Annotated in this window: 29 protein-coding genes; 1 reads left to right on the top strand and 28 read right to left on the bottom strand. The window is 55.6% G+C overall.

Annotation, left to right across the window (positions count from 1 at the left end):
* Positions 1-48 precede the first annotated feature (48 nt).
* The 12 genes from rplO to rpmC form a co-directional block, all read right to left on the bottom strand.
* Positions 49-531 (bottom strand): 50S ribosomal protein L15, encoded by a 483-nt coding sequence (gene rplO / locus RGAI101_RS15625; protein WP_037228501.1) that lies wholly within the window; start codon positions 529-531, stop codon positions 49-51.
* Positions 532-1,040: 509 nt separating this feature from the next.
* Positions 1,041-1,229, bottom strand: coding sequence for a 50S ribosomal protein L30 (gene rpmD / locus RGAI101_RS15620; protein ID WP_008226433.1), 189 nt, complete (start codon positions 1,227-1,229; stop codon positions 1,041-1,043).
* 2 nt (positions 1,230-1,231) lie between these two features.
* Positions 1,232-1,813: a 30S ribosomal protein S5 gene (rpsE, locus tag RGAI101_RS15615; RefSeq protein ID WP_008226686.1), complete on the bottom strand. Its 582-nt coding sequence runs from the start codon at positions 1,811-1,813 to the stop codon at positions 1,232-1,234.
* Between the two features lie 109 nt (positions 1,814-1,922).
* Positions 1,923-2,282 (bottom strand): 50S ribosomal protein L18, encoded by a 360-nt coding sequence (rplR, locus tag RGAI101_RS15610; RefSeq protein WP_008228122.1) that lies wholly within the window; start codon positions 2,280-2,282, stop codon positions 1,923-1,925.
* 11 nt (positions 2,283-2,293) lie between these two features.
* Positions 2,294-2,827, bottom strand: coding sequence for a 50S ribosomal protein L6 (gene rplF, locus RGAI101_RS15605; protein WP_008227780.1), 534 nt, complete (start codon positions 2,825-2,827; stop codon positions 2,294-2,296).
* A gap of 10 nt (positions 2,828-2,837) precedes the next feature.
* Positions 2,838-3,230 (bottom strand): 30S ribosomal protein S8, encoded by a 393-nt coding sequence (rpsH, locus tag RGAI101_RS15600; protein ID WP_008225584.1) that lies wholly within the window; start codon positions 3,228-3,230, stop codon positions 2,838-2,840.
* 12 nt (positions 3,231-3,242) lie between these two features.
* Positions 3,243-3,548: a 30S ribosomal protein S14 gene (gene rpsN / locus RGAI101_RS15595; RefSeq protein WP_008224904.1), complete on the bottom strand. Its 306-nt coding sequence runs from the start codon at positions 3,546-3,548 to the stop codon at positions 3,243-3,245.
* Between the two features lie 19 nt (positions 3,549-3,567).
* Positions 3,568-4,131 carry a 50S ribosomal protein L5 gene (gene rplE / locus RGAI101_RS15590; protein ID WP_008229301.1) on the bottom strand — a complete coding sequence of 188 codons (564 nt, stop codon included), beginning with the start codon at positions 4,129-4,131 and terminating at the stop codon, positions 3,568-3,570.
* Positions 4,124-4,435, bottom strand: coding sequence for a 50S ribosomal protein L24 (rplX, locus tag RGAI101_RS15585; RefSeq protein ID WP_008227338.1), 312 nt, complete (start codon positions 4,433-4,435; stop codon positions 4,124-4,126). Before rplX ends, rplE begins: the two co-directional genes overlap by 8 nt.
* A complete protein-coding gene (rplN, locus tag RGAI101_RS15580) occupies positions 4,435-4,803 on the bottom strand; it encodes a 50S ribosomal protein L14 (protein ID WP_007118848.1) in 369 nt (122 codons plus the stop codon). The genes rplX and rplN overlap by 1 nt, the downstream gene beginning before the upstream one ends.
* A 157-nt stretch (positions 4,804-4,960) precedes the next feature.
* Positions 4,961-5,200 (bottom strand): 30S ribosomal protein S17, encoded by a 240-nt coding sequence (gene rpsQ, locus RGAI101_RS15575; RefSeq protein WP_008224956.1) that lies wholly within the window; start codon positions 5,198-5,200, stop codon positions 4,961-4,963.
* A gap of 15 nt (positions 5,201-5,215) precedes the next feature.
* Positions 5,216-5,422: a 50S ribosomal protein L29 gene (gene rpmC, locus RGAI101_RS15570; RefSeq protein ID WP_008229144.1), complete on the bottom strand. Its 207-nt coding sequence runs from the start codon at positions 5,420-5,422 to the stop codon at positions 5,216-5,218.
* Positions 5,423-5,582: 160 nt separating this feature from the next.
* Here rpmC and RGAI101_RS15565 point away from each other — a divergent pair, with 160 nt between their 5' ends.
* Positions 5,583-6,203, top strand: a complete 621-nt coding sequence (locus RGAI101_RS15565) for a TIGR02466 family protein (RefSeq protein ID WP_008229113.1) — start codon at positions 5,583-5,585, stop codon at positions 6,201-6,203.
* 61 nt (positions 6,204-6,264) lie between these two features.
* Here the strand turns inward: RGAI101_RS15565 and RGAI101_RS15560 are convergent, their stop codons facing one another.
* From RGAI101_RS15560 to fusA, 16 genes are all read right to left on the bottom strand, one after another.
* Positions 6,265-6,462 carry a hypothetical protein gene (locus RGAI101_RS15560; protein ID WP_008227038.1) on the bottom strand — a complete coding sequence of 66 codons (198 nt, stop codon included), beginning with the start codon at positions 6,460-6,462 and terminating at the stop codon, positions 6,265-6,267.
* A 326-nt stretch (positions 6,463-6,788) separates the two neighbouring features.
* Positions 6,789-7,202: a 50S ribosomal protein L16 gene (gene rplP, locus RGAI101_RS15555; protein WP_008226768.1), complete on the bottom strand. Its 414-nt coding sequence runs from the start codon at positions 7,200-7,202 to the stop codon at positions 6,789-6,791.
* A gap of 14 nt (positions 7,203-7,216) precedes the next feature.
* Positions 7,217-7,924, bottom strand: coding sequence for a 30S ribosomal protein S3 (gene rpsC, locus RGAI101_RS15550; protein ID WP_037228493.1), 708 nt, complete (start codon positions 7,922-7,924; stop codon positions 7,217-7,219).
* Positions 7,924-8,304 (bottom strand): 50S ribosomal protein L22, encoded by a 381-nt coding sequence (gene rplV, locus RGAI101_RS15545; RefSeq protein WP_008228597.1) that lies wholly within the window; start codon positions 8,302-8,304, stop codon positions 7,924-7,926. The genes rpsC and rplV overlap by 1 nt, the downstream gene beginning before the upstream one ends.
* Before the next feature lie 3 nt (positions 8,305-8,307).
* Positions 8,308-8,586 (bottom strand): 30S ribosomal protein S19, encoded by a 279-nt coding sequence (gene rpsS, locus RGAI101_RS15540; protein ID WP_005849833.1) that lies wholly within the window; start codon positions 8,584-8,586, stop codon positions 8,308-8,310.
* Between the two features lie 3 nt (positions 8,587-8,589).
* A complete protein-coding gene (gene rplB, locus RGAI101_RS15535) occupies positions 8,590-9,432 on the bottom strand; it encodes a 50S ribosomal protein L2 (RefSeq protein WP_037228490.1) in 843 nt (280 codons plus the stop codon).
* A 287-nt stretch (positions 9,433-9,719) separates the two neighbouring features.
* Positions 9,720-10,610, bottom strand: a complete 891-nt coding sequence (locus RGAI101_RS15530) for a DUF1206 domain-containing protein (RefSeq protein ID WP_037228488.1) — start codon at positions 10,608-10,610, stop codon at positions 9,720-9,722.
* A gap of 232 nt (positions 10,611-10,842) precedes the next feature.
* Positions 10,843-11,049, bottom strand: coding sequence for a cold-shock protein (locus RGAI101_RS15525; protein WP_008228625.1), 207 nt, complete (start codon positions 11,047-11,049; stop codon positions 10,843-10,845).
* 262 nt (positions 11,050-11,311) lie between these two features.
* Positions 11,312-11,608 (bottom strand): 50S ribosomal protein L23, encoded by a 297-nt coding sequence (locus RGAI101_RS15520; protein ID WP_008229453.1) that lies wholly within the window; start codon positions 11,606-11,608, stop codon positions 11,312-11,314.
* Positions 11,605-12,222: a 50S ribosomal protein L4 gene (gene rplD / locus RGAI101_RS15515; protein WP_008227670.1), complete on the bottom strand. Its 618-nt coding sequence runs from the start codon at positions 12,220-12,222 to the stop codon at positions 11,605-11,607. The genes RGAI101_RS15520 and rplD overlap by 4 nt, the downstream gene beginning before the upstream one ends.
* Positions 12,219-13,103 carry a 50S ribosomal protein L3 gene (gene rplC, locus RGAI101_RS15510; RefSeq protein WP_008228958.1) on the bottom strand — a complete coding sequence of 295 codons (885 nt, stop codon included), beginning with the start codon at positions 13,101-13,103 and terminating at the stop codon, positions 12,219-12,221. The genes rplD and rplC overlap by 4 nt, the downstream gene beginning before the upstream one ends.
* 18 nt (positions 13,104-13,121) lie before the next feature.
* Positions 13,122-13,439 (bottom strand): 30S ribosomal protein S10, encoded by a 318-nt coding sequence (gene rpsJ, locus RGAI101_RS15505; RefSeq protein WP_005849850.1) that lies wholly within the window; start codon positions 13,437-13,439, stop codon positions 13,122-13,124.
* 227 nt (positions 13,440-13,666) lie between these two features.
* The gene (locus RGAI101_RS15500; protein WP_008224931.1) at positions 13,667-14,188 is read right to left on the bottom strand and encodes a hypothetical protein; all 522 of its coding nucleotides are present in this window, start codon (positions 14,186-14,188) and stop codon (positions 13,667-13,669) included.
* Positions 14,189-14,332: 144 nt separating this feature from the next.
* Positions 14,333-14,875 carry a hypothetical protein gene (locus RGAI101_RS15495; RefSeq protein WP_037228485.1) on the bottom strand — a complete coding sequence of 181 codons (543 nt, stop codon included), beginning with the start codon at positions 14,873-14,875 and terminating at the stop codon, positions 14,333-14,335.
* Positions 14,876-15,052: 177 nt separating this feature from the next.
* Entirely contained in the window at positions 15,053-16,228 is a 1,176-nt protein-coding gene (tuf, locus tag RGAI101_RS15490; RefSeq protein ID WP_008226188.1) for an elongation factor Tu, read from the bottom strand.
* A gap of 104 nt (positions 16,229-16,332) precedes the next feature.
* Complete coding sequence (fusA, locus tag RGAI101_RS15485; protein ID WP_008226951.1) at positions 16,333-18,459, bottom strand: elongation factor G; 2,127 nt, start codon at positions 18,457-18,459, stop codon at positions 16,333-16,335.
* Positions 18,460-18,502 lie beyond the last annotated feature (43 nt).

Here is an 18,502-nt window from a genome sequence, read left to right as displayed (position 1 = left end):
TGACTATGTAAGCGGGACGCAGCCCGCTCACAAGGCAAAACGGTTTGTTTACGCTTCTGCGGTCGCCGCGGCAGGTGCTGTGACGGTCAGTTTGCCGCCAGCTTTCTCAACTGCTTCAACTGCCGACTTCGACGCGCCTGTGACCTGCAGGTCAATCTTGGCGGAAAAGTCGCCTTTGGCCAGAACACGGATACCGTCCAGCTTGCGACGGACCAGACCGGAAGAGATCAACGCATCTTCGGTGATCGCGGCGGAACCGTCGATCTTTTTCGCGTCGATGAACTTCTGGATCAGGCCCAGGTTTACGACTGCATATTCTTTCCGGTTCGGCTTGGTAAAGCCGCGCTTGGGAAGACGTTGGTACAAAGGCATCTGACCGCCTTCATAGCCGTTGATCGCTACACCCGAACGGGATTTTTGACCTTTGATACCACGGCCACCCATCTTACCGGTGCCGGAACCAGGACCGCGACCAACACGCTTGCGTGGTTTCGTTGCACCTGGGTTGTCTGAAAGTTCATGCAGTTTCATGTCGCTTCTCCTTTTGCCGGATGTGACCCCCAGCGACGGGAGCGGCCAAACGCGGCGTTTCATGATTCTTGTGGCGGATTGGTGGCCACTGGGGGCGTATAGACGGGGTAAGGATCAGGATCAAGCCCCACCCCGCGCAACCTGCTGTTAATGCACTTGATCAGCGTCAGTGGCAATGCACCGGCTTTGACCCGCCGTGGCAGCATTGCCCCGGTGGGGAAGATTTTCGGCAGCCACCACCATGAGATATCTGTTCAGCAGAAATTTTCGGTGCAGACGCGGCAAACACATTCTGCGGCAAAGAAACGGCCAGGATCAAAGACAATATAGAAAAATACGTCACGATTAACTCCAGTGAAATGCGGAAAAAATCATCCGCAGCTCACCGTAATCGTTAACGAAAGGTTAACAACACCAATAACAAAAAACGCCCCGCAGTTTCCTGCGAGGCGCTTTGATCTAGGCACGGAGTTTTGAAAACCCCGGTCCGATTTTTCGAAAAAAATCGGTTAGCCTTTTTCTTCGACGATCTCAACCATGTGAGAGATCTTGCGGATCATGCCGCGTACGGAAGGTGTATCTTCCAACTCGCGGACACGGTGCATCTTGTTCAGACCCAGACCGATCAACGTGGCGCGCTGGTCGGCGGGGCGGCGGATTGGAGAGCCAATCTGCTTGATTACGATAGTCTTGGCCATGCTTATGCCTCCTCAGCGACTTGTGCGGACGATTCAACATTGTCCTCACGCTTGGGCAGGATGTCCGCCACCTTTTTGCCGCGACGCTGTGCAACGGCGCGAGGGGAGGATTCCTTGCGCAGACCGTCCATCGTGGCGCGGATCATGTTGTAAGGGTTCTGCGAACCGATGGACTTGGACACGACGTCCTTGATGCCCAGCATTTCGAAAACGGCACGCATTGGACCACCGGCGATGATACCGGTACCTTCTGGTGCTGTCCGCATAACCACTTTACCGGCCCCGTGACGGCCTTCCATGTCGTGGTGCAACGTCCGACCTTCGCGCAACTGCACGCGGATCATTTGACGCTTGGCCTGCTCTGTGGCTTTGCGAATGGCTTCAGGAACCTCTTTCGCTTTACCTTTACCAAAGCCGACGCGGCCTTTTTGGTCACCAACAACCACAAGTGCGGCGAAGCCAAAACGCTTACCACCCTTAACGGTCTTGGAAACACGGTTGATCGCCACAAGGCGGTCTGCGAATTCTGGAGTCTCTTCGCGCTGGTTGCGGCGATTGCCACCCCGGTTGTCATCTCTTGCCATGCGGCATCATCCTTTTGGTACGGCGCAAGCGCCTTTCTTGGTCAATCCTGGTGAGTCCCGAAGGCCCCCGGATCATCGAGGCGGCACATCGCGTGCCGCCTACGCTGTCTTAGATTTTCAGACCGCCTTCGCGGGCTGCATCGGCCAAAGCCTTTACTTTGCCGTGGAACAAGAAGCCGCCACGGTCAAAATATGCTTCGGTAACACCGGCTTTGATGGCGCGGTCGGCAATTGCCGAACCGACCTTCGTCGCTGCTTCGATGTTGTTCTTGCCGACAACACCCAAATCCTTTTCGAGCGTCGAAGCGGAGGCCAATGTGACCCCGTTTACGTCGTCGATCAGCTGGGCGCTGATGTTTTTGTTCGAGCGGTGAACCGAAAGGCGAAGACGCCCTGCGTTGACCCGACGAAGTTTGTTCCGAACGCGCAGGCGGCGTTTCAGAAACAGTTGTCTTTTGCTGTTTGCCATCTGTGCTATCCTTACTTCTTCTTGCCTTCTTTGCGGAAGACGAACTCACCCTTGTAGCGAATACCTTTGCCCTTGTAGGGCTCGGGCTTGCGCCAAGCGCGAATGTTCGCAGCGACTTGACCAACAAGCTGTTCGTCAATGCCTTCTACCACAATCTCGGTCTGTTTCGGGGCTGTGACTGTCACGCCTTCTGGTGGCATGTAGTCAACGTCGTGCGACAGGCCCAGGTTCAGGCGCAGCGTGTTGCCGTTCATGGCAGCACGATAACCAACACCCTGGATCTCAAGCTCTTTCTTGAAGCCGGAAGTAACGCCGGTAACAAGGTTTTCGACCATTGTGCGGCTCATGCCCCACTGCTGGCGCGCGCGCTTGGACTTACCGCGTGGGGAAATTGTCACCACGTTGTCTTCGACAGTCATTGTAACGTCGTCAGTTGCCTTGAAGGTACGTGTACCCTTTGGGCCTTTGACTTCGATGGTCTGGCCGCTCACGGATGCAGAAACACCGCCTGGCAGGTCGACCGGTTTTTTACCAATACGAGACATTTTGCTCTCCTTAGAATACGGTGCAGAGCACTTCGCCGCCAACATTGTGGCTGCGTGCATTCTGATCCGACATCACACCCTTGGGGGTGGAGACAATCGACACACCAAGGCCCTGACGGACAACGGGAATGTCATTGACGCCCATGTAGACGCGACGACCGGGCTTGGAAACCCGCTTCAATTCGCGAATTACAGGTTCGCCCTCGTAATACTTGAGGCTGATTTCGATGGCAGGGTGGCCATCGGCACCTGTCATCTTTTCATAACCACGGATGTAGCCCTCGTCTGCGAGCACGTCCAATACCCATGCACGCAGCTTGGAAGCCGGGGTCATGACTGTGGATTTGCCGCGCATCGAAGAGTTACGGATGCGTGTCAGCATATCTGCGATAGGATCGTTCATCTGATGCGCTCCTTACCAGCTCGACTTGACCATGCCGGGGATTTGGCCGCTCGAGCCAAGATCCCGCAACGCGATCCGCGAAATTTTCAGTTTGCGATAGTAAGCATGCGGACGGCCAGTCAACTGGCAGCGGTTGTGCAAACGCACGGCGCTGGAGTTGCGTGGCAGTTTCGCCAGAGCCAAGGACGCGCGGAAACGCTCTTCCATTGGCTTTTCCTGGTCGCTTACGATTGCCTTGAGTGCAGCACGCTTGGCTGCAAACTTCTTCACCAGTGCTTCGCGCTTCTTTTCGCGCTCGATCATGGATTTCTTAGCCATATCTAAATCCTTCCCGCGCTTATGAGTTGAAGGGCATGTTGAATGCTTTCAACAGTGCCTTCGCTTCAGCGTCGGTTTTCGCCGTAGTGGCGATCACGATGTCCATTCCCCAGGTTTCATCAACTTTATCAAAGTCGATTTCAGGGAACACGATGTGCTCTTTCAAGCCCATGGCATAGTTGCCACGGCCGTCAAAGCTCTTGCCGTTGATGCCGCGGAAGTCGCGGATACGAGGCATTGCAATCGTGATCAGACGATCAAGGAATTCGTACATCCGGTCGCCACGCAGGGTAACTTTCGCACCCAAAGGCATGTCTTCCCGAACACGGAAACCCGCGATGGATTTCTTCGCCATCGTGGTCATGGCTTTCTGGCCGGCAATCGTTGTCAGGTCTTCCTGAGCGGATTTGGCTTTCTTGCTGTCACGAACAGCTTCAGCACCACAACCGATGTTCAGAACAATCTTGTCCAAACGTGGGATCTGCATGCCGTTCTTGTAGCTGAACTCTTCCTTGAGGGCGGCACGGATCGTGTCGTTGTAAACGCCCTTGAGGCGGGGTGTGTAGGTTGCAGTATCAAGCATCGATCACGTCCCCCGTGGTTTTTGCGAAGCGCACTTTCTTGTCGCCTTCAATCTTGAAGCCAACGCGTGTTGCCTTGCCGTTGGCATCAACCAGCGACAGGTTGCTCAGATCGATTGGCATCGCTTTGGGAATACGGCCGCCTTGCGACGTCTGGGACTGACGCGTGGCGCGGATTGCCATGTTGATACCGGCTACGACGGCTTTGTTGGATTTGGGATCGACGGACGTGATATCGCCTGTCTTGCCCTTGTCCTTGCCAGCAAGCACGATGACCTTGTCACCTTTGCGAAGTTTAGCAGCCATTACAGCACCTCCGGCGCAAGCGAGATAATTTTCATGAAGTTTTTCGCGCGCAGTTCGCGAACAACCGGTCCAAAGATACGTGTACCTACTGGCTCGTTGTTGTTGTTCAGGATGACGGCCGCGTTACGGTCGAAACGGATGGCTGTGCCATCGTCGCGACGTACTTCTTTGGCGGTGCGAACGACGACGGCTTTACGCACGTCACCCTTTTTCACACGACCGCGAGGGATGGCTTCCTTTACCGACACGACAATGATGTCGCCGACGGATGCGTATTTACGCTTGGAACCACCCAGTACCTTGATGCACTGAACACGGCGAGCGCCGCTGTTGTCAGCAACATCCAGGTTGGTCTGCATCTGGATCATTTGGTTTCTCCCGACCTTCTGGGGGGCGATGCGTGCCCGATCCCCAGGGTTTCGATTATATTGGTCTGCCCATGATGGGCATCTCGTCCGTGCGTTTGGCCCCTGCGTCCCTCAGAGTCAAGGGAAACAGAGGCCAACAGCCAGAACAGTGAGCGCTTTAGGCCTCAGCGGCTTGCAGCACTTCCCAACGTTTGGTTTTCGACTTTGGTGCACATTCGATGATGCGAACGCTGTCGCCCACTTTGAATGTGTTGTTCTCATCGTGGGCCCGGTATTTTTTGGACTTACGAATGGTCTTCTTGAGAACCGGGTGCGTAAAGCGACGCTCTACGGATACGGTTACGGTCTGTTCGTTGGCATCGCTTGTCACGGTGCCTGTCAGGATACGTTTGGGCATACTCTCAGGCTCCTATTATTCAGCAGAGGCCGCGGCTGCGGCTTTCTGGTTCAGAATGGTTTTGACACGTGCGACGTCACGCTTGACGGTCTTCAAACGTGCGGGGTTTTCCAGCTGGCCTGTGGCTTGCTGAAAACGCAGGTTGAAGGATTCTTTTTTCAGGTTAACAAGTTCATCCCGAAGCTGGTCGGGTGTCTTGTCGTTCAGTTCCTTGGCGTTCATCGCCTGTTCCTTTCGACATCACCAGTAGGCCCCTTATGGGTGACCATGATTCTGGTGGAGTTCATGTGAAAGGTTCCTCTATAGCCGTTACATCCGCTTGGCAAGCAACCTTTGCGCAAAACCTATCGCCACCCCGTCCCCGCTCGTATAGAAAGTCCCCATGTCACAGATAGATTCCCTTTTCGTCACCCGCCTGTACCGCGCCCCTTTGTCCGAGCACGGCAAACCCGTCGACCCGTCAGAGCTGGAGGCCGCCTGCCTAAGCATCGCGGAAGATGACGAGGCCGGCCAGGAGTGGTGCGACCAAAATGACTTCCCCGGCTACACCAGCTATGCGTCCCTGACCGACCTGCCGTGGCGCTTTCCGATCTTCAAGACGGTCAAAAAAGCCCTGGATAAGCATGTGAAAGCCTTCGCCAAGGATCTTGCCTTTGATCTGGACGGGCGCAAGCTGAAGCTTGAGGACATCTGGATCAACATCCTGCCCGAAGGCGGAATCCACACCGCGCACATTCACCCGCATTCGGCAATTTCCGGCACGACCTATGTCGCGATGCCCGAAGGCACGAGCGCGCTCAAGCTCGAAGACCCGCGCCTGCCGATGATGATGGCCGCGCCCGGTCGGCTGAAAGACGCTCCGCAAGAACTCCGGCAGTTCGTCTATGCCAAACCGGTGGTCGGTGATGTCCTGCTTTGGGAAAGCTGGCTGCGTCACGAGGTGCCGATGAACATGGCGGAAGAAGACCGTATTTCGGTCTCGTTCAATTACGCCTGGGCGTAGGGTGGCTGAAACCCACGCGATGTTGGTGGCAAGTTAACGGGACCGGTGGGCTTGCCCCACCCTATCGCTTCTTCCGCGCTTCTTCCTGCTCCTTGACCACGGCCTTCTCTTCCTTGGTCATCTTATTGCCCCACTGATTGTTACTCAGGCCAAGATCATCCGGCATCGGCTTGGTCTTCCCCTTCTTGATGGTACCACCTTTGTTGAGAAACTCTTTGATGAGGTCTTCGTCTGTGGTTGGCTTGGGGACGTGTTTCATTGGGAGAGTGACCTTTGTGTGTTAAGTGGTCTTTCCACTACCCTAGACCCGGAGGTGGACGTTGGCCAGTGAACTCGTTGACTTGATTGGATTGTCAACCTCCGGCCGCGTGAGACGTTTAGCGCTGCCCTTGACAAGGGTGAGACCACTCCATTTCACACGGAACAGATAAACGGCCAAGCAAGTGGTGTCGATTGAACTGCTCTCGACATAAAGTCGGAGCCAGACAAGAAAAAGCCCCCGCTGATCTCTCAGCGGGGGCTTTTGTATTGATACGCGTTGGTAAGTTTCGACCACCCTGCGTAGGGCGGGTGAAACCGACGCGATTACCAGTCCTCGCGGACCACTACGCGTGTTTTGATCGGCAGCTTCATCGCGGCAAGGCGCAGGGCCTCGTGAGCGATGTCTTCGTTGACGCCGTCGATTTCGAACATCACACGACCAGGCTTGACCCGGCATGCCCAGTAATCAACGGAACCTTTACCTTTACCCATACGGACTTCGGTAGGCTTCGATGTGACTGGCAGATCCGGGAAAATCCGGATCCAGACACGGCCTTGACGCTTCATGTGACGCGTCATGGCACGACGTGCAGCTTCGATCTGACGCGCTGTTACACGCTCAGGCTCCAGAGCCTTCAGGCCAAAGGTACCAAAGTTCAGGTCAGACCCGCCCTTTGCAAGACCCTTGATTTTGCCTTTGTGCTGTTTGCGGAATTTCGTACGCTTTGGTTGTAGCATCTTTCATTCCCCCTTTAGCGCCGACCGCCGGCACCGCGTGGTGCTGGACCGTCTTGCATTTCTTGTGCCTTACGGTCACGTGCCGCCGGGTCATGCTCCATGATCTCGCCTTTGAAGATCCAGGTCTTGATCCCGATGATGCCGTAAGCAGTCATCGCTTCGACATGCGCGTAATCAATGTCGGCACGCAGAGTGTGGAGCGGCACGCGGCCTTCACGGTACCATTCGGTACGCGCGATTTCTGCACCACCCAGACGACCGGCGACGTTCACACGGATACCAAGGGCACCCATACGCATGGCGTTCTGAACCGCACGCTTCATGGCGCGGCGGAAAGACACCCGGCGTTCCAGCTGCTGTGCGATGGATTCACCAACCAATGCGGCGTCCAGTTCTGGCTTGCGAACTTCAACGATGTTGAGGTGCAGGTCAGACTTGGTCATCTTGGCAATCTTCAGACGCAGACCTTCGATGTCTGCACCTTTCTTGCCGATGATCACACCGGGACGTGCTGTGTGGATCGTAACGCGGCACTTCTTGTGTGGGCGTTCGATGATCACACGGGCGATACCGGCCTGAGCGCATTCTTTCTTGATGAAGGCACGGATGGCGAGATCTTCAAGAAGAAGATCACCGTAGTCCTTCGTATCGGCGTACCAGCGGCTGTCCCAGGTGCGGTTGACCTGAAGACGCATACCGATCGGATTTACTTTGTTACCCATCAGGCTTGCTCCTCAACTTGACGCACGACGATCGTGATTTCCGAAAACGGCTTGATGATCTTGCCGAAACGGCCACGTGCCCGTGGACGACCACGCTTCATGATCAGGTTCTTACCGACATAAGCTTCGGCAACGACCAATTCATCTACGTCGAGGTTGTGGTTGTTCTCACCATTCGCAATCGCGGACTGAAGGCATTTCTTCACATCTGCTGCGATCCGCTTTTTCGAGAAGGTCAGGTCCGTGAGGGCCTTGTCCACCTTCTTGCCGCGGATCATTGCGGCGACGAGGTTCAGTTTCTGCGGGCTTGTACGAAGCATGCGCAGTTTTGCACGGGCTTCGTTGTCGGCCACGCGGCGGGGATTTTTATCCTTGCTCATGGCTTATTTCCGCTTCGCTTTTTTGTCGGCTGCGTGACCATAATAGGTCCGTGTTGGCGAATATTCACCAAACTTCTGACCGATCATCTCTTCGCTGACGTTTACTGGGATATGCTTGTGACCGTTGTACACACCGAACGTCAGGCCAACAAACTGTGGCAGGATCGTTGAACGGCGCGACCAGATCTTGATCACTTCGCTGCGACCGCTTTCGCGGGAGGCTTCGGCCTTTTTGAGGACATAAGAGTCAACAAAAGGACCTTTCCATACTGAACGAGACATCTATTAACGCCCCTTCTTCTTGGCGTGACGCGAGCGTAGGATAAGCTTGCTGGACGCTTTGTTCTTGTTGCGGGTTTTTGCACCCTTGGTTGGCTTGCCCCAAGGCGTAACAGGGTGACGACCACCCGATGTACGGCCTTCACCACCACCATGTGGGTGATCGATCGGGTTCATAACAACACCACGTACCGAAGGACGGATGCCCTTGTGACGCATGCGGCCCGCTTTACCGTAGTTCTGGTTGGAGTTGTCAGGGTTCGATACGGCACCGACGGTGGCCATACACTCCTGACGTACCAGACGCAGTTCGCCCGAGGACAAACGGATCTGAGCGTATCCACCATCACGGCCTACGAACTGGGCGTAGGTACCGGCTGCACGAGCGATCTGACCGCCCTTGCCTGGCTTCATTTCGATGTTGTGAATGATCGTACCGATAGGCATGCCCGAGAATGGCATGGCGTTACCAGGCTTGATGTCGGCCTTGGCCGATGCAATTACCTTGTCGCCGACAGCAATGCGCTGTGGGGCCAGGATGTAAGCCTGTTCGCCATCTTCGTACTGGATCAGTGCGATGAATGCGGTCCGGTTAGGGTCATATTCGATACGTGCGACAACCGCGGACATGTCCAGCTTGTTGCGCTTGAAATCGACGATACGGTAGAGGCGCTTTGCACCACCACCCTTGCGACGCATTGTGATCCGTCCGGTGTTGTTCCGTCCGCCGTGCTTGCTAAGACCCTCTGTGAGGGCTTTAACCGGGCGACCTTTCCAAAGCTCCGAACGGTCGATCAGTACCAGCCCACGCTGGCCTGGCGTCGTCGGTTTATACGACTTTAGTGCCATGTTTTCTGTCTTCCGTTTTGCTTGTGCCCGACTTCAACATGTTGAGGCCGAGATGGTTATAGGGCCCCGAAGGTCCCCAATGTAAGACGTCTGGCAAAGAATCCCTTTGCCGGACCAGCGCAAGGCGAGTGAAACCCACCGATGCGCAAAACAACACAGCCCCGGACGAATCCGGGGCGTTGCCGATGGGGTCGTTTAGGGGAGGTTCGGCGGAGGGTCAAGGCACCAGACAGCAATAGTCGCCAAATATAAGCGACACACCGCGCCCCCGCCTACTGCAGATCGGCTTAAGAAGCCATCTGCTTGATTTTCCGGGCCAGGCTTTGAACCGAATCGTCGGCTGCCTTGGGGACAATCCGGTAGCCGGCGTTCACGAAGCAGAACAGGGAAAACCCCATCAGCCCGCTGCACAGTGCCGCGACAAGAACCCGGCCGTAAGCCTGCTTGTGCAGCCAGTCAAAGGCAGAGCCGATACCGCCTGCCTCGGACGCGTTGGTGCTGAGCGCAGCGTAGACGATCAACCCGCCGATGATCAGCACGACCATCCCCTGTGCCGCCACACCTGCCCGCAGGACGGGATTCCAATGCAACGTAAAGTGATTAGCCTCAAGCTTCTCTCGGTAGGATTGGCTTTTGGCTTTGTAGAAATAGTAAATACCGGTGCCCATCGTTGCGACGCCGACCAAACCGACAACCCAAACACCCGTTGTCGTCTTCAAAAACTCGTTAAGCATCTGTTTGCTGCTGGACCCGGACGACGCAAAGCCGAGGATCGTGATGGCAATGACGCCAATCGCACCGTGAATCAAACCAGTGACCAGCATGCCGCCGCGCGCCACCACGCCCTTGGCATCGGAGCCATAGGCCTCGAGATCCCAAAAGCTGTCGACCATGCGCCATATCGCATAGGCAAACATACCGACAGCAATCGCGACGACAACGATCACGCCCAAGGTACCATCCAAAGACTGCATCGCCGATTTGGTGCCCTCGGCCTGACCGCCGCGCAGGATGGACCAGAGCGAGATGCCCGCGACGACAAGGTAGACCAATCCGCGCCCTGCATAGCCTGCCCGCATGATCGGGACGGCCCAGGCGAAATCGCCGGGATCGACATTTGCCAGGATCTTTTCCTGCGTCGACATATCGTTGGCAGATGAAGTTTGAGAATTACTCATGGTCTTTTCCTTTAGCCCTGTGAACGCATCCAAAAATCATCAAGAACCGATAGACTACCGGGCACGGTTAAGTTGTAGTTACCTTTGTGAACGCGGCGTTTGGCGCATTGTTCCGGTCCTTGACCAGAAAAGGGGCGCAACAGTGGGATGACGGCCAAGCAAAAAGGGGCGCACCCCTTACAGGCACGCCCCCTTCAAACTCAGTCATAAGCCCCCGCAGGGACGCGCCGGCTTACGCCAGTTTGATGTTTGTCGCTGATTCACGACCGTCGCGGCCGGATTCGATGTCGAAAGTAATCTTTTGATCATCGGACAGACCGGTCAGGCCTGCTTGCTCAACAGCGGAGATGTGGACGAAAACGTCCTTTGAGCCACCCTCGGGTGCTACAAAACCAAAACCTTTAGTGGAGTTGAACCATTTTACTGTGCCAGTAGCCATTATCGTATTCCTTATAAAACTGCCCGCGAAATGCGGCAGGACGGCTAGGTCATTCATAGATCGAAAGACTGAGCCGTAAGGAGCAGTGATGACGATAGAGGTAACGTTGCCCCCGACCCATCTGCCCTATTGAGGCAGAACACAAGCGATTAAGTATCAGCTGTCGATATCGCAGGCGACACGATACCCAAATCCCCCATGAAAACGCAAAAGGCCCCTCGCTGTGCAGCGAGGGGCCTTTCGGTAACGTCAACCGGGCTAATTACAGGCCGGTGGATACGTCGATTGTGTTGCCTTCTTCAAGCGTAACGTAAGCCTTCTTAACGTCCTTACGGCGGCCCATCTGGCCCCGGAAACGCTTGGCTTTGCCTTTGGTGATGGACGTGTTCACGGCCTTCACCTTGACACCAAAGAGAGCTTCAACAGCTTCTTTGATCATTGGCTTGTTGCTGTTCATTGTCACTTCGAAAACGACGGCGTTGTTTTCAGACGCCATTGTTGCCTTCTCGGTGATGATCGGCTTGCGGATCACATCGTAGTGTTGGTGCTTGGTGCTCATTTCAAACGGGCCTCCAGTGCTTCGATCCCCGCTTTGGTGATCACGAGTGTATCACGCTTGAGGATGTCATAGACGTTTGCACCCACCGACGGCAGGATATCCAGACCTTCGATGTTGCGCGCGGCTTGCAAGAAGTTCTCATTTACGGATGCACCGTCGATGATCAGCGCGCGCTTCCAGCCGAGGCTTTTAACCTGCTTGGCCAGTGCGGACGTTTTCCCATCGGATGTTGCATCGTCGATGATGACCAGGTTGCCGTTCTTTGCCATCGAAGACAAAGCGTGGCGCAGACCCAGCTTGCGGAACTTCTTGGTCAGTTCATGGCCGTGGCTACGGGGTGTTGGACCCTTGTAGATACCACCCGAACGGAAGATCGGTGCAGAACGTGCGCCGTGGCGTGCGCCGCCGGTGCCTTTCTGACGATAGATCTTCTTGGTCGAATAGCTGACCTCGGACCGTGTCTTGACCTTGTGCGTACCTTGCTGCGCGTTGTTACGCTGCCAGCGGACGACGCGGTGCAGGATATCGGCGCGTGGCTCAAGACCAAACAGGGCCTCGTCCAGGTCGATCGATCCAGCTGAACCGCCGTCGAGTTTGATGACATCAAGTTTCATTCGTCACCTTCCTTCTTGGTCTCGTCCAAAGTTTCGCTTTGATCGGCAGCTTCAGCTTTGTCGGCATCGATGGACGCTTCGGCTTCTGCCAATGCGGCAGCTTCCTGAGCGGCTTGCTCTTCAGCCAGACGTGCTGCTTCTGCTTCGGCCTCTGCAGCTGCTGCTGCGGCGGCTTCTTCAGCGGCTTTTTGTGCTTCTTCCGCGGCGGAGCGCAGAGCGGCAGGCAGAATGGCGTTCTCGGGGAACGGTTTCTTAACCGCATCCTTGACAGTCACCCAACCACCTTTGGAACCGGGAACGGCACCTTTGACCATGATCAGACCACGAACGGTGTCGGTTTTGACAACTTCAAGGTTCTGAGTGGTAACACGGGCGGAACCCATGTGACCGGCCATCTTCTTGCCTTTGAAAACCTTACCGGGATCTTGACACTGACCGGTGGAACCGTGCGAACGGTGAGACACGGAAACACCGTGTGTCGCACGCAGACCGCCAAAGTTGTGGCGCTTCATCGCACCGGCAAAACCTTTACCGATGGATGTGCCTGCAACGTCAACATACTGACCGGCAAAGTAATGATCGGCGATGATTTCTTCGCCAACATTCAACATGGCTTCCGGGTCAACGCGGAATTCCGCAACCTTACGCTTTGGTTCAACCTTTGCCGCAGCAAAGTGACCACGCATGGGTGCCGATGTCCGTTTAACCTTGGCTGTACCTGCGCCAAGCTGAACAGCTGTGTAGCCGTCCCGTTCGGTGGTACGCTGTGCAACAACCTGAAGTTTGTCGAGCTGAAGAACGGTCACAGGAATCTGCTTGCCGTCTTCCATGAACAAACGGGTCATGCCCATCTTTTTTGCAATAACGCCTGAGCGCAACATAATATTACCCTCCTACGCTTATGACTGCAGCTTGATCTCGACGTCCACACCAGCGGCCAGGTCGAGCTTCATCAGCGCGTCCACAGTCTGGGGGGTCGGATCAACGATATCCAGCAGACGCTTGTGCGTGCGGATTTCGAACTGGTCACGGGATTTCTTGTCAACGTGGGGACCACGCAAAACAGTGAATTTCTCGATCTTGTTCGGCAGCGGAATTGGGCCGCGAACAGATGCACCGGTGCGCTTGGCGGTGTTTACGATTTCCTGTGTGGACGCATCCAACACGCGGTAATCAAACGCCTTCAAACGGATGCGGATGTTTTGGCTTTGTGCCATATGTCATCATCCCTCATTGGGAGGTGAAACGAAGAGGAAGAGACGCCTCATCACGGCCCTTCATTGCGTTTTGTCGTAAATCAAACGGGGCGCGTAAAGACGCACCCCGCTGAGACTTGCGCTCTATAGGTCGAGTCGGCCTTCGTGGCAAGGGGTGATTTAAAAACCTGGCCCCATGATCCGGAACACGCGCATAAGGCCGCAGCTTTGTGCACATGCCGGCGTCCTTACAACGCCGTCCAAAGCTGTTTCGCCGCAAGGACCGCAAACGAAAGCACCGTGGCATAAAGCGCCGTAATGAACCTTAGCCGCTTTTGCTCGCGCAGCTTTGACACCTTCAAAACCTCATAGACCAGTTCTGCCGTCCAGTCTGCCTGGGACACCGCGGCGCGCAAATCCGCAACCGTGCTGTATCGCGCCGTTTGGACATACAGCGCCCTCTGGAGTCCAGCTTCCGATGTATCGGCCACCGTGGGGGCCGTCCGCCTTGATGGATACAGCACATAGCCAAAGAAAAACAGCGGAGCCATGATGACGAGCCAGAACAGAACCACGAAAACCGGGCCTTCGGCACCGGCACCGGGCAGACCACCCACAACAGCGGCGACGATGTTCAGGGCAAAGGTGTAGCCGATTCCAACGATCTGCGCCTTGGTATCATAGGCCCGGACAGTCGCCTGCGCTTCTTCGAGCGAGAGCAGAAGGAATTTCTGCTGGGCCGCATCGTCTGGCAGTTGAACGTTAGACATAGGAAAGGACAACTTGTGGCAAGGGTTTTTGGCGTTTCAGGTCGTCTGTCGATCACATTCCGCTGCCGCGCAAGACACAATCACAATCCGCCTAAACTTGGCCGCATCGGATTGGTCCACGTGTCAGTCAGTGCAACGCCCCGATCAATCCTTCCGACGTAGAAGGGTCTGGATTTCCTTTTGCGGAGCCCCTTGTTTGAAAAGACGAAACTTCAACGCAAGGCCCTGCTCAACAAGTGTGCGGTGGAATTCCTGAATTTCATAATCCCCGGTTTCGTCAATATATAACGAGAACACGGACAGCGTGTCGCCCTCCAGCTTGGCCCAGACAAAGGGTTCGCCCTTGAGCGGATCAAGCGGCACTTCCTTGCCGAAAACATTGGTCTTCATGGCAGAGGTGTAAATGTTTTCCCGTGCACTTGGCACGAACGAAATCTGATAGGTCTTGGCCTTGCTGCGCCCGTCATCCTTGTACGTGACGGATGTCCAGACCAGCGTAAACCCAGCCTTGGTCGCTCTGATCGTAGTGCTCATGTCGCGGCGCTGCGTCTGCCCCTCAAACGTAAATTCGGCTTCGCCCGTATAGGTCCCCTCGAAACGGTCGAAATTGCCCGCCCAAAGGATAGCGGGGACCATTAGAAAAATGGAAACGCACAGACTGCGTAAGATGGGGCCAACTGTGTTCATAAAACCAGCTTACCTGTTTCGCGCAAGGTTGCCAGCACTGTCCTGTCACAAAGCTGCGAAACAACCCTATCCAAAAGGGGAATGCTCCGCAGCGCCCCCCCCCAAAAGAAAAGGCCGCCCCGGGGTGGGGCGGCCTTCTTTGATGGGGCGCAGGTGGGGGTGTCCCCACCTAACGGCTTATTCGTGGATCTTGGACACAACGCCCGCGCCAACAGTGCGGCCGCCTTCGCGGATCGCAAAGCGCAGACCGTCTTCCATCGCGATGGGGGCGATCAGTTCAACGTCGAACTGCAGGTTGTCACCAGGCATAACCATTTCAGTGCCTTCTGGCAGCTTGACGGTGCCGGTCACGTCTGTGGTCCGGAAGTAGAACTGTGGACGGTAGTTGGCGAAGAACGGCGTGTGACGGCCACCCTCTTCCTTGGTCAGAATATACGCCTCGGCGGTGAATTTTGTGTGTGGGTTAACCGACTTAGGCTTACACAGAACCTGACCGCGCTCGACGCCTTCACGGTCGATACCGCGCAGCAGAACACCAACGTTATCGCCGGCTTCACCACGATCCAGCAGCTTGCGGAACATTTCAACGCCGGTACATGTGGTGGTCTTGGTGTCACGGATACCAACGATTTCAATGCTGTCGCCAACGTTGATCACGCCACGTTCAACACGGCCTGTCACAACGGTACCACGACCGGAGATCGAGAACACGTCTTCCACGGGCATCAGGAACGGCTGGTCGATCGCGCGTGCTGGTGTCGGGATGTATTCGTCAACAGCGGCCATCAGCTTGCGGATGGATTCTTCGCCGATTTCGGGCTGCGTGCCGTTCATCGCGTGCAGGGCCGAACCCGGGATCACAGGCATGTCGTCGCCAGGGTAGTCGTAGGACGACAACAGCTCGCGGATTTCCATTTCAACCAGCTCGAGCAGTTCTTCGTCGTCTACCTGGTCAACTTTGTTCATGTAGACAACCATGGTCGGGATACCAACCTGGCGGCCCAGCAGGATGTGCTCGCGGGTTTGTGGCATCGGGCCATCGGCCGCGTTCACAACGAGGATCGCGCCGTCCATCTGCGCCGCACCGGTGATCATGTTCTTCACATAGTCAGCGTGGCCGGGGCAGTCGACGTGGGCGTAGTGACGGTTTTCGGTTTCGTATTCAACGTGCGCTGTCGAAATGGTGATGCCGCGTGCTTTTTCTTCGGGCGCCCCGTCGATCTGGTCATACGCGCGGAAATCACCGAAATACTTGGTGATCGCTGCTGTCAACGTCGTCTTGCCGTGGTCAACGTGACCGATCGTGCCGATGTTAACGTGTGGTTTATTACGTTCAAACTTTGCCTTAGCCATGGTGGCCTCCTTGATTTTCAATTTGGGTGGTGGGTCAAAAACCCACCCTACGAATTGGGTAGGGCGGGGTTTTCCCCGCCGCCCCAGTTATTTGGTATCGCCAATTAGGCGAATTTGGCCTGAATCTCGTCCGAGATGTTCTGTGGTACTGGCTCGTAGTGCGAAAACTGCATGGTGAAGTTCGCACGACCCGAAGACATCGACCGCAATGTGTTAATGTAACCGAACATGTTGGCCAGCGGCACCTGTGCGTCAATCGCGATGGCGTTGCCACGTGTATCCTGACCCTGAACCTGACCGCGACGCGATGTAAGATCGCCGATGATGCCGCCCGTGTAATCCTCGGGTGTGACAACTTCGACTTTCATGATCGGCTCGAGCAGTTTCGCGCCAGCTTTCTTCATGCCTTCGCGCATACCCATGCGGGCAGCGATTTCGAACGCCAGAACGCTGGAGTCAACATCGTGGTATTTACCTTCGATCAGGGCAACCTTGAAGTCGATGACCGGGAAGCCAGCCAAAGGACCGGAGTCCATGACCGATTTGATCCCTTTTTCAACACCCGGAATGTATTCCTTGGGCACCGAGCCACCAACGACGCGGGATTCGAACGAATAACCTTCGCCCGGCTCTGTTGGCGTGATGATCATTTTGACTTCAGCAAACTGACCCGAACCACCCGACTGCTTCTTGTGGGTGTAGACGATTTCAGCTTCACGGCTGACGGTCTCACGATACGCAACCTGTGGCGCACCGATGTTCGCCTCGACCTTGAATTCACGCTTGAGGCGGTCAACAAGAATGTCGAGGTGAAGTTCGCCCATGCCCTTCATGATCGTCTGACCGGATTCGATATCCGTTTCAACGCGGAAGGATGGATCTTCGGCAGCAAGACGCGCCAGACCGGCGGACATTTTTTCCTGGTCCGCTTTTGTCTTGGGCTCTACCGCGATCTCGATAACCGGATCAGGGAAGGTCATGGTTTCGAGAACCACAGGATCAGCAGTCGAACACAGCGTGTCACCTGTTGTGGTGTCTTTCAGACCTGCCAGCGCAATGATGTCGCCCGCGAACGCTTCCTGAATTTCTTCACGATCGTTCGAGTGCATCATCATCATACGACCAACGCGCTCTTTCTTGCCTTTGGTCGAGTTCAAAAGCGTGTCGCCCTTGTTCAACTTACCGGAGTAGATACGTGTGAAGGTCAACGAACCAACGAAAGGGTCGTTCATGATTTTGAACGCAAGGCCGGAGAACGCCATGTCATCATCCGCACGGCGCGGGATGTTACGTGTTTCCGTCTCATCGCCTGGCTTGAAGCCCATGTAATCAACAACGTCCATCGGGGATGGCAGATAGTCGATGACGGCGTTCAACAGCGGCTGGACACCTTTGTTCTTGAAGGCGGACCCACACAGAACAGGAATGAACTTGATGGCCAGCGTACCCTTGCGGATCAGGCTGCGAAGGGTTGCTTCGTCAGGCTCTGCGCCGTCCATCAGGTAGTTTTCCATCGCGTCATCGTCCATCTCGACCGCAGTCTCGATCAGATGTGCGCGCCATTCGTCGGCCAGATCTTTCAGGTCGGCGCGAATTTCGCGCTGTTCCCAGCTTGCGCCCAGATCTTCACCGGCCCAGACCCATTCCTTCATGGTGACCAGATCGATCATGCCTTCCAGTTCGGTTTCGGCACCGATCGGGATCTGGATCGGCGCAGGTGTCGCGCCGGTACGGTCTTTGATCATCTTCACGCAGTTGAAGAAGTCAGCGCCGATTTTATCCATTTTGTTCACAAAAACGATCCGCGGAACCTTGTAACGGTCGGCCTGACGCCAAACGGTTTCGGTCTGCGGCTCGACGCCGGCGTTGGCGTCAAGAACGGCAACCGCGCCGTCAAGAACAGCCAAGGAACGTTCGACTTCGATGGTAAAGTCAACGTGGCCGGGGGTGTCGATGATGTTCATCCGGTACTTGGTGTCGGATGTTGCATCGGCTTCGGGCAGTTCCTGGCGCTGCCAGAAAGTGGTTGTCGCAGCGGAGGTGATCGTAATGCCGCGCTCCTGCTCCTGCTCCATCCAGTCCATCGTTGCGGCACCATCGTGCACCTCACCGATGTTGTGGGATTTGCCCGTGTAAAACAGGATACGCTCGGAACAGGTAGTTTTACCTGCATCGATGTGGGCCATGATGCCGAAGTTACGGTAGCGGTTAAGCGGATAGTCGCGTGCCATGGGGCTGCTTCCTCGAATATATCTGAAACGGATAAATCGCGCC

Source organism: Roseobacter sp. GAI101, from assembly GCF_000156335.1.
In the GTDB taxonomy this organism is placed as follows: domain Bacteria; phylum Pseudomonadota; class Alphaproteobacteria; order Rhodobacterales; family Rhodobacteraceae; genus Sulfitobacter.
The sequence above is the reverse complement of the archived record's forward strand: the minus strand, read 5'-3'. Positions and strand labels throughout refer to the sequence as shown.

Bases quoted from the DNA above. Each gene is read 5' to 3' on its own strand.
- RGAI101_RS15530 (WP_037228488.1), bottom strand. From the start codon at position 10,610: ATGAGTAATTCTCAAACTTCATCTGCCAACGATATGTCGACGCAGGAA.
- rplP (WP_008226768.1), bottom strand. From the start codon at position 7,202: ATGCTACAACCAAAGCGTACGAAATTCCGCAAACAGCACAAAGGCAAA.
- rpsJ (WP_005849850.1), bottom strand. From the start codon at position 13,439: ATGGCACAAAGCCAAAACATCCGCATCCGTTTGAAGGCGTTTGATTAC.
- RGAI101_RS15500 (WP_008224931.1), bottom strand. From the start codon at position 14,188: ATGTCTAACGTTCAACTGCCAGACGATGCGGCCCAGCAGAAATTCCTT.
- RGAI101_RS15525 (WP_008228625.1), bottom strand. From the start codon at position 11,049: ATGGCTACTGGCACAGTAAAATGGTTCAACTCCACTAAAGGTTTTGGT.
- rplO (WP_037228501.1), bottom strand. From the start codon at position 531: ATGAAACTGCATGAACTTTCAGACAACCCAGGTGCAACGAAACCACGC.
- rplN (WP_007118848.1), bottom strand. From the start codon at position 4,803: ATGATCCAGATGCAGACCAACCTGGATGTTGCTGACAACAGCGGCGCT.
- rplD (WP_008227670.1), bottom strand. From the start codon at position 12,222: ATGAAACTTGATGTCATCAAACTCGACGGCGGTTCAGCTGGATCGATC.
- RGAI101_RS15520 (WP_008229453.1), bottom strand. From the start codon at position 11,608: ATGAGCACCAAGCACCAACACTACGATGTGATCCGCAAGCCGATCATC.
- rpsC (WP_037228493.1), bottom strand. From the start codon at position 7,924: ATGGGTAACAAAGTAAATCCGATCGGTATGCGTCTTCAGGTCAACCGC.
- rpmC (WP_008229144.1), bottom strand. From the start codon at position 5,422: ATGAACGCCAAGGAACTGAACGACAAGACACCCGACCAGCTTCGGGAT.
- rplR (WP_008228122.1), bottom strand. From the start codon at position 2,282: ATGGCAAACAGCAAAAGACAACTGTTTCTGAAACGCCGCCTGCGCGTT.
- rplV (WP_008228597.1), bottom strand. From the start codon at position 8,304: ATGAGCAAGGATAAAAATCCCCGCCGCGTGGCCGACAACGAAGCCCGT.
- rplF (WP_008227780.1), bottom strand. From the start codon at position 2,827: ATGTCTCGTATTGGTAAAAAACCGGTCGACCTGCCAGGCGGTGTTTCT.
- rplC (WP_008228958.1), bottom strand. From the start codon at position 13,103: ATGTTGCGCTCAGGCGTTATTGCAAAAAAGATGGGCATGACCCGTTTG.
- rplE (WP_008229301.1), bottom strand. From the start codon at position 4,131: ATGCTTGATACTGCAACCTACACACCCCGCCTCAAGGGCGTTTACAAC.
- RGAI101_RS15565 (WP_008229113.1), top strand. From the start codon at position 5,583: ATGTCACAGATAGATTCCCTTTTCGTCACCCGCCTGTACCGCGCCCCT.
- rpmD (WP_008226433.1), bottom strand. From the start codon at position 1,229: ATGGCCAAGACTATCGTAATCAAGCAGATTGGCTCTCCAATCCGCCGC.
- RGAI101_RS15560 (WP_008227038.1), bottom strand. From the start codon at position 6,462: ATGAAACACGTCCCCAAGCCAACCACAGACGAAGACCTCATCAAAGAG.
- RGAI101_RS15495 (WP_037228485.1), bottom strand. From the start codon at position 14,875: ATGAACACAGTTGGCCCCATCTTACGCAGTCTGTGCGTTTCCATTTTT.
- rplB (WP_037228490.1), bottom strand. From the start codon at position 9,432: ATGGCACTAAAGTCGTATAAACCGACGACGCCAGGCCAGCGTGGGCTG.
- rpsH (WP_008225584.1), bottom strand. From the start codon at position 3,230: ATGAACGATCCTATCGCAGATATGCTGACACGCATCCGTAACTCTTCG.
- rplX (WP_008227338.1), bottom strand. From the start codon at position 4,435: ATGGCTGCTAAACTTCGCAAAGGTGACAAGGTCATCGTGCTTGCTGGC.
- rpsN (WP_008224904.1), bottom strand. From the start codon at position 3,548: ATGGCTAAGAAATCCATGATCGAGCGCGAAAAGAAGCGCGAAGCACTG.
- rpsS (WP_005849833.1), bottom strand. From the start codon at position 8,586: ATGTCTCGTTCAGTATGGAAAGGTCCTTTTGTTGACTCTTATGTCCTC.
- fusA (WP_008226951.1), bottom strand. From the start codon at position 18,459: ATGGCACGCGACTATCCGCTTAACCGCTACCGTAACTTCGGCATCATG.
- rpsQ (WP_008224956.1), bottom strand. From the start codon at position 5,200: ATGCCCAAACGTATCCTGACAGGCACCGTGACAAGCGATGCCAACGAA.
- rpsE (WP_008226686.1), bottom strand. From the start codon at position 1,813: ATGGCAAGAGATGACAACCGGGGTGGCAATCGCCGCAACCAGCGCGAA.
- tuf (WP_008226188.1), bottom strand. From the start codon at position 16,228: ATGGCTAAGGCAAAGTTTGAACGTAATAAACCACACGTTAACATCGGC.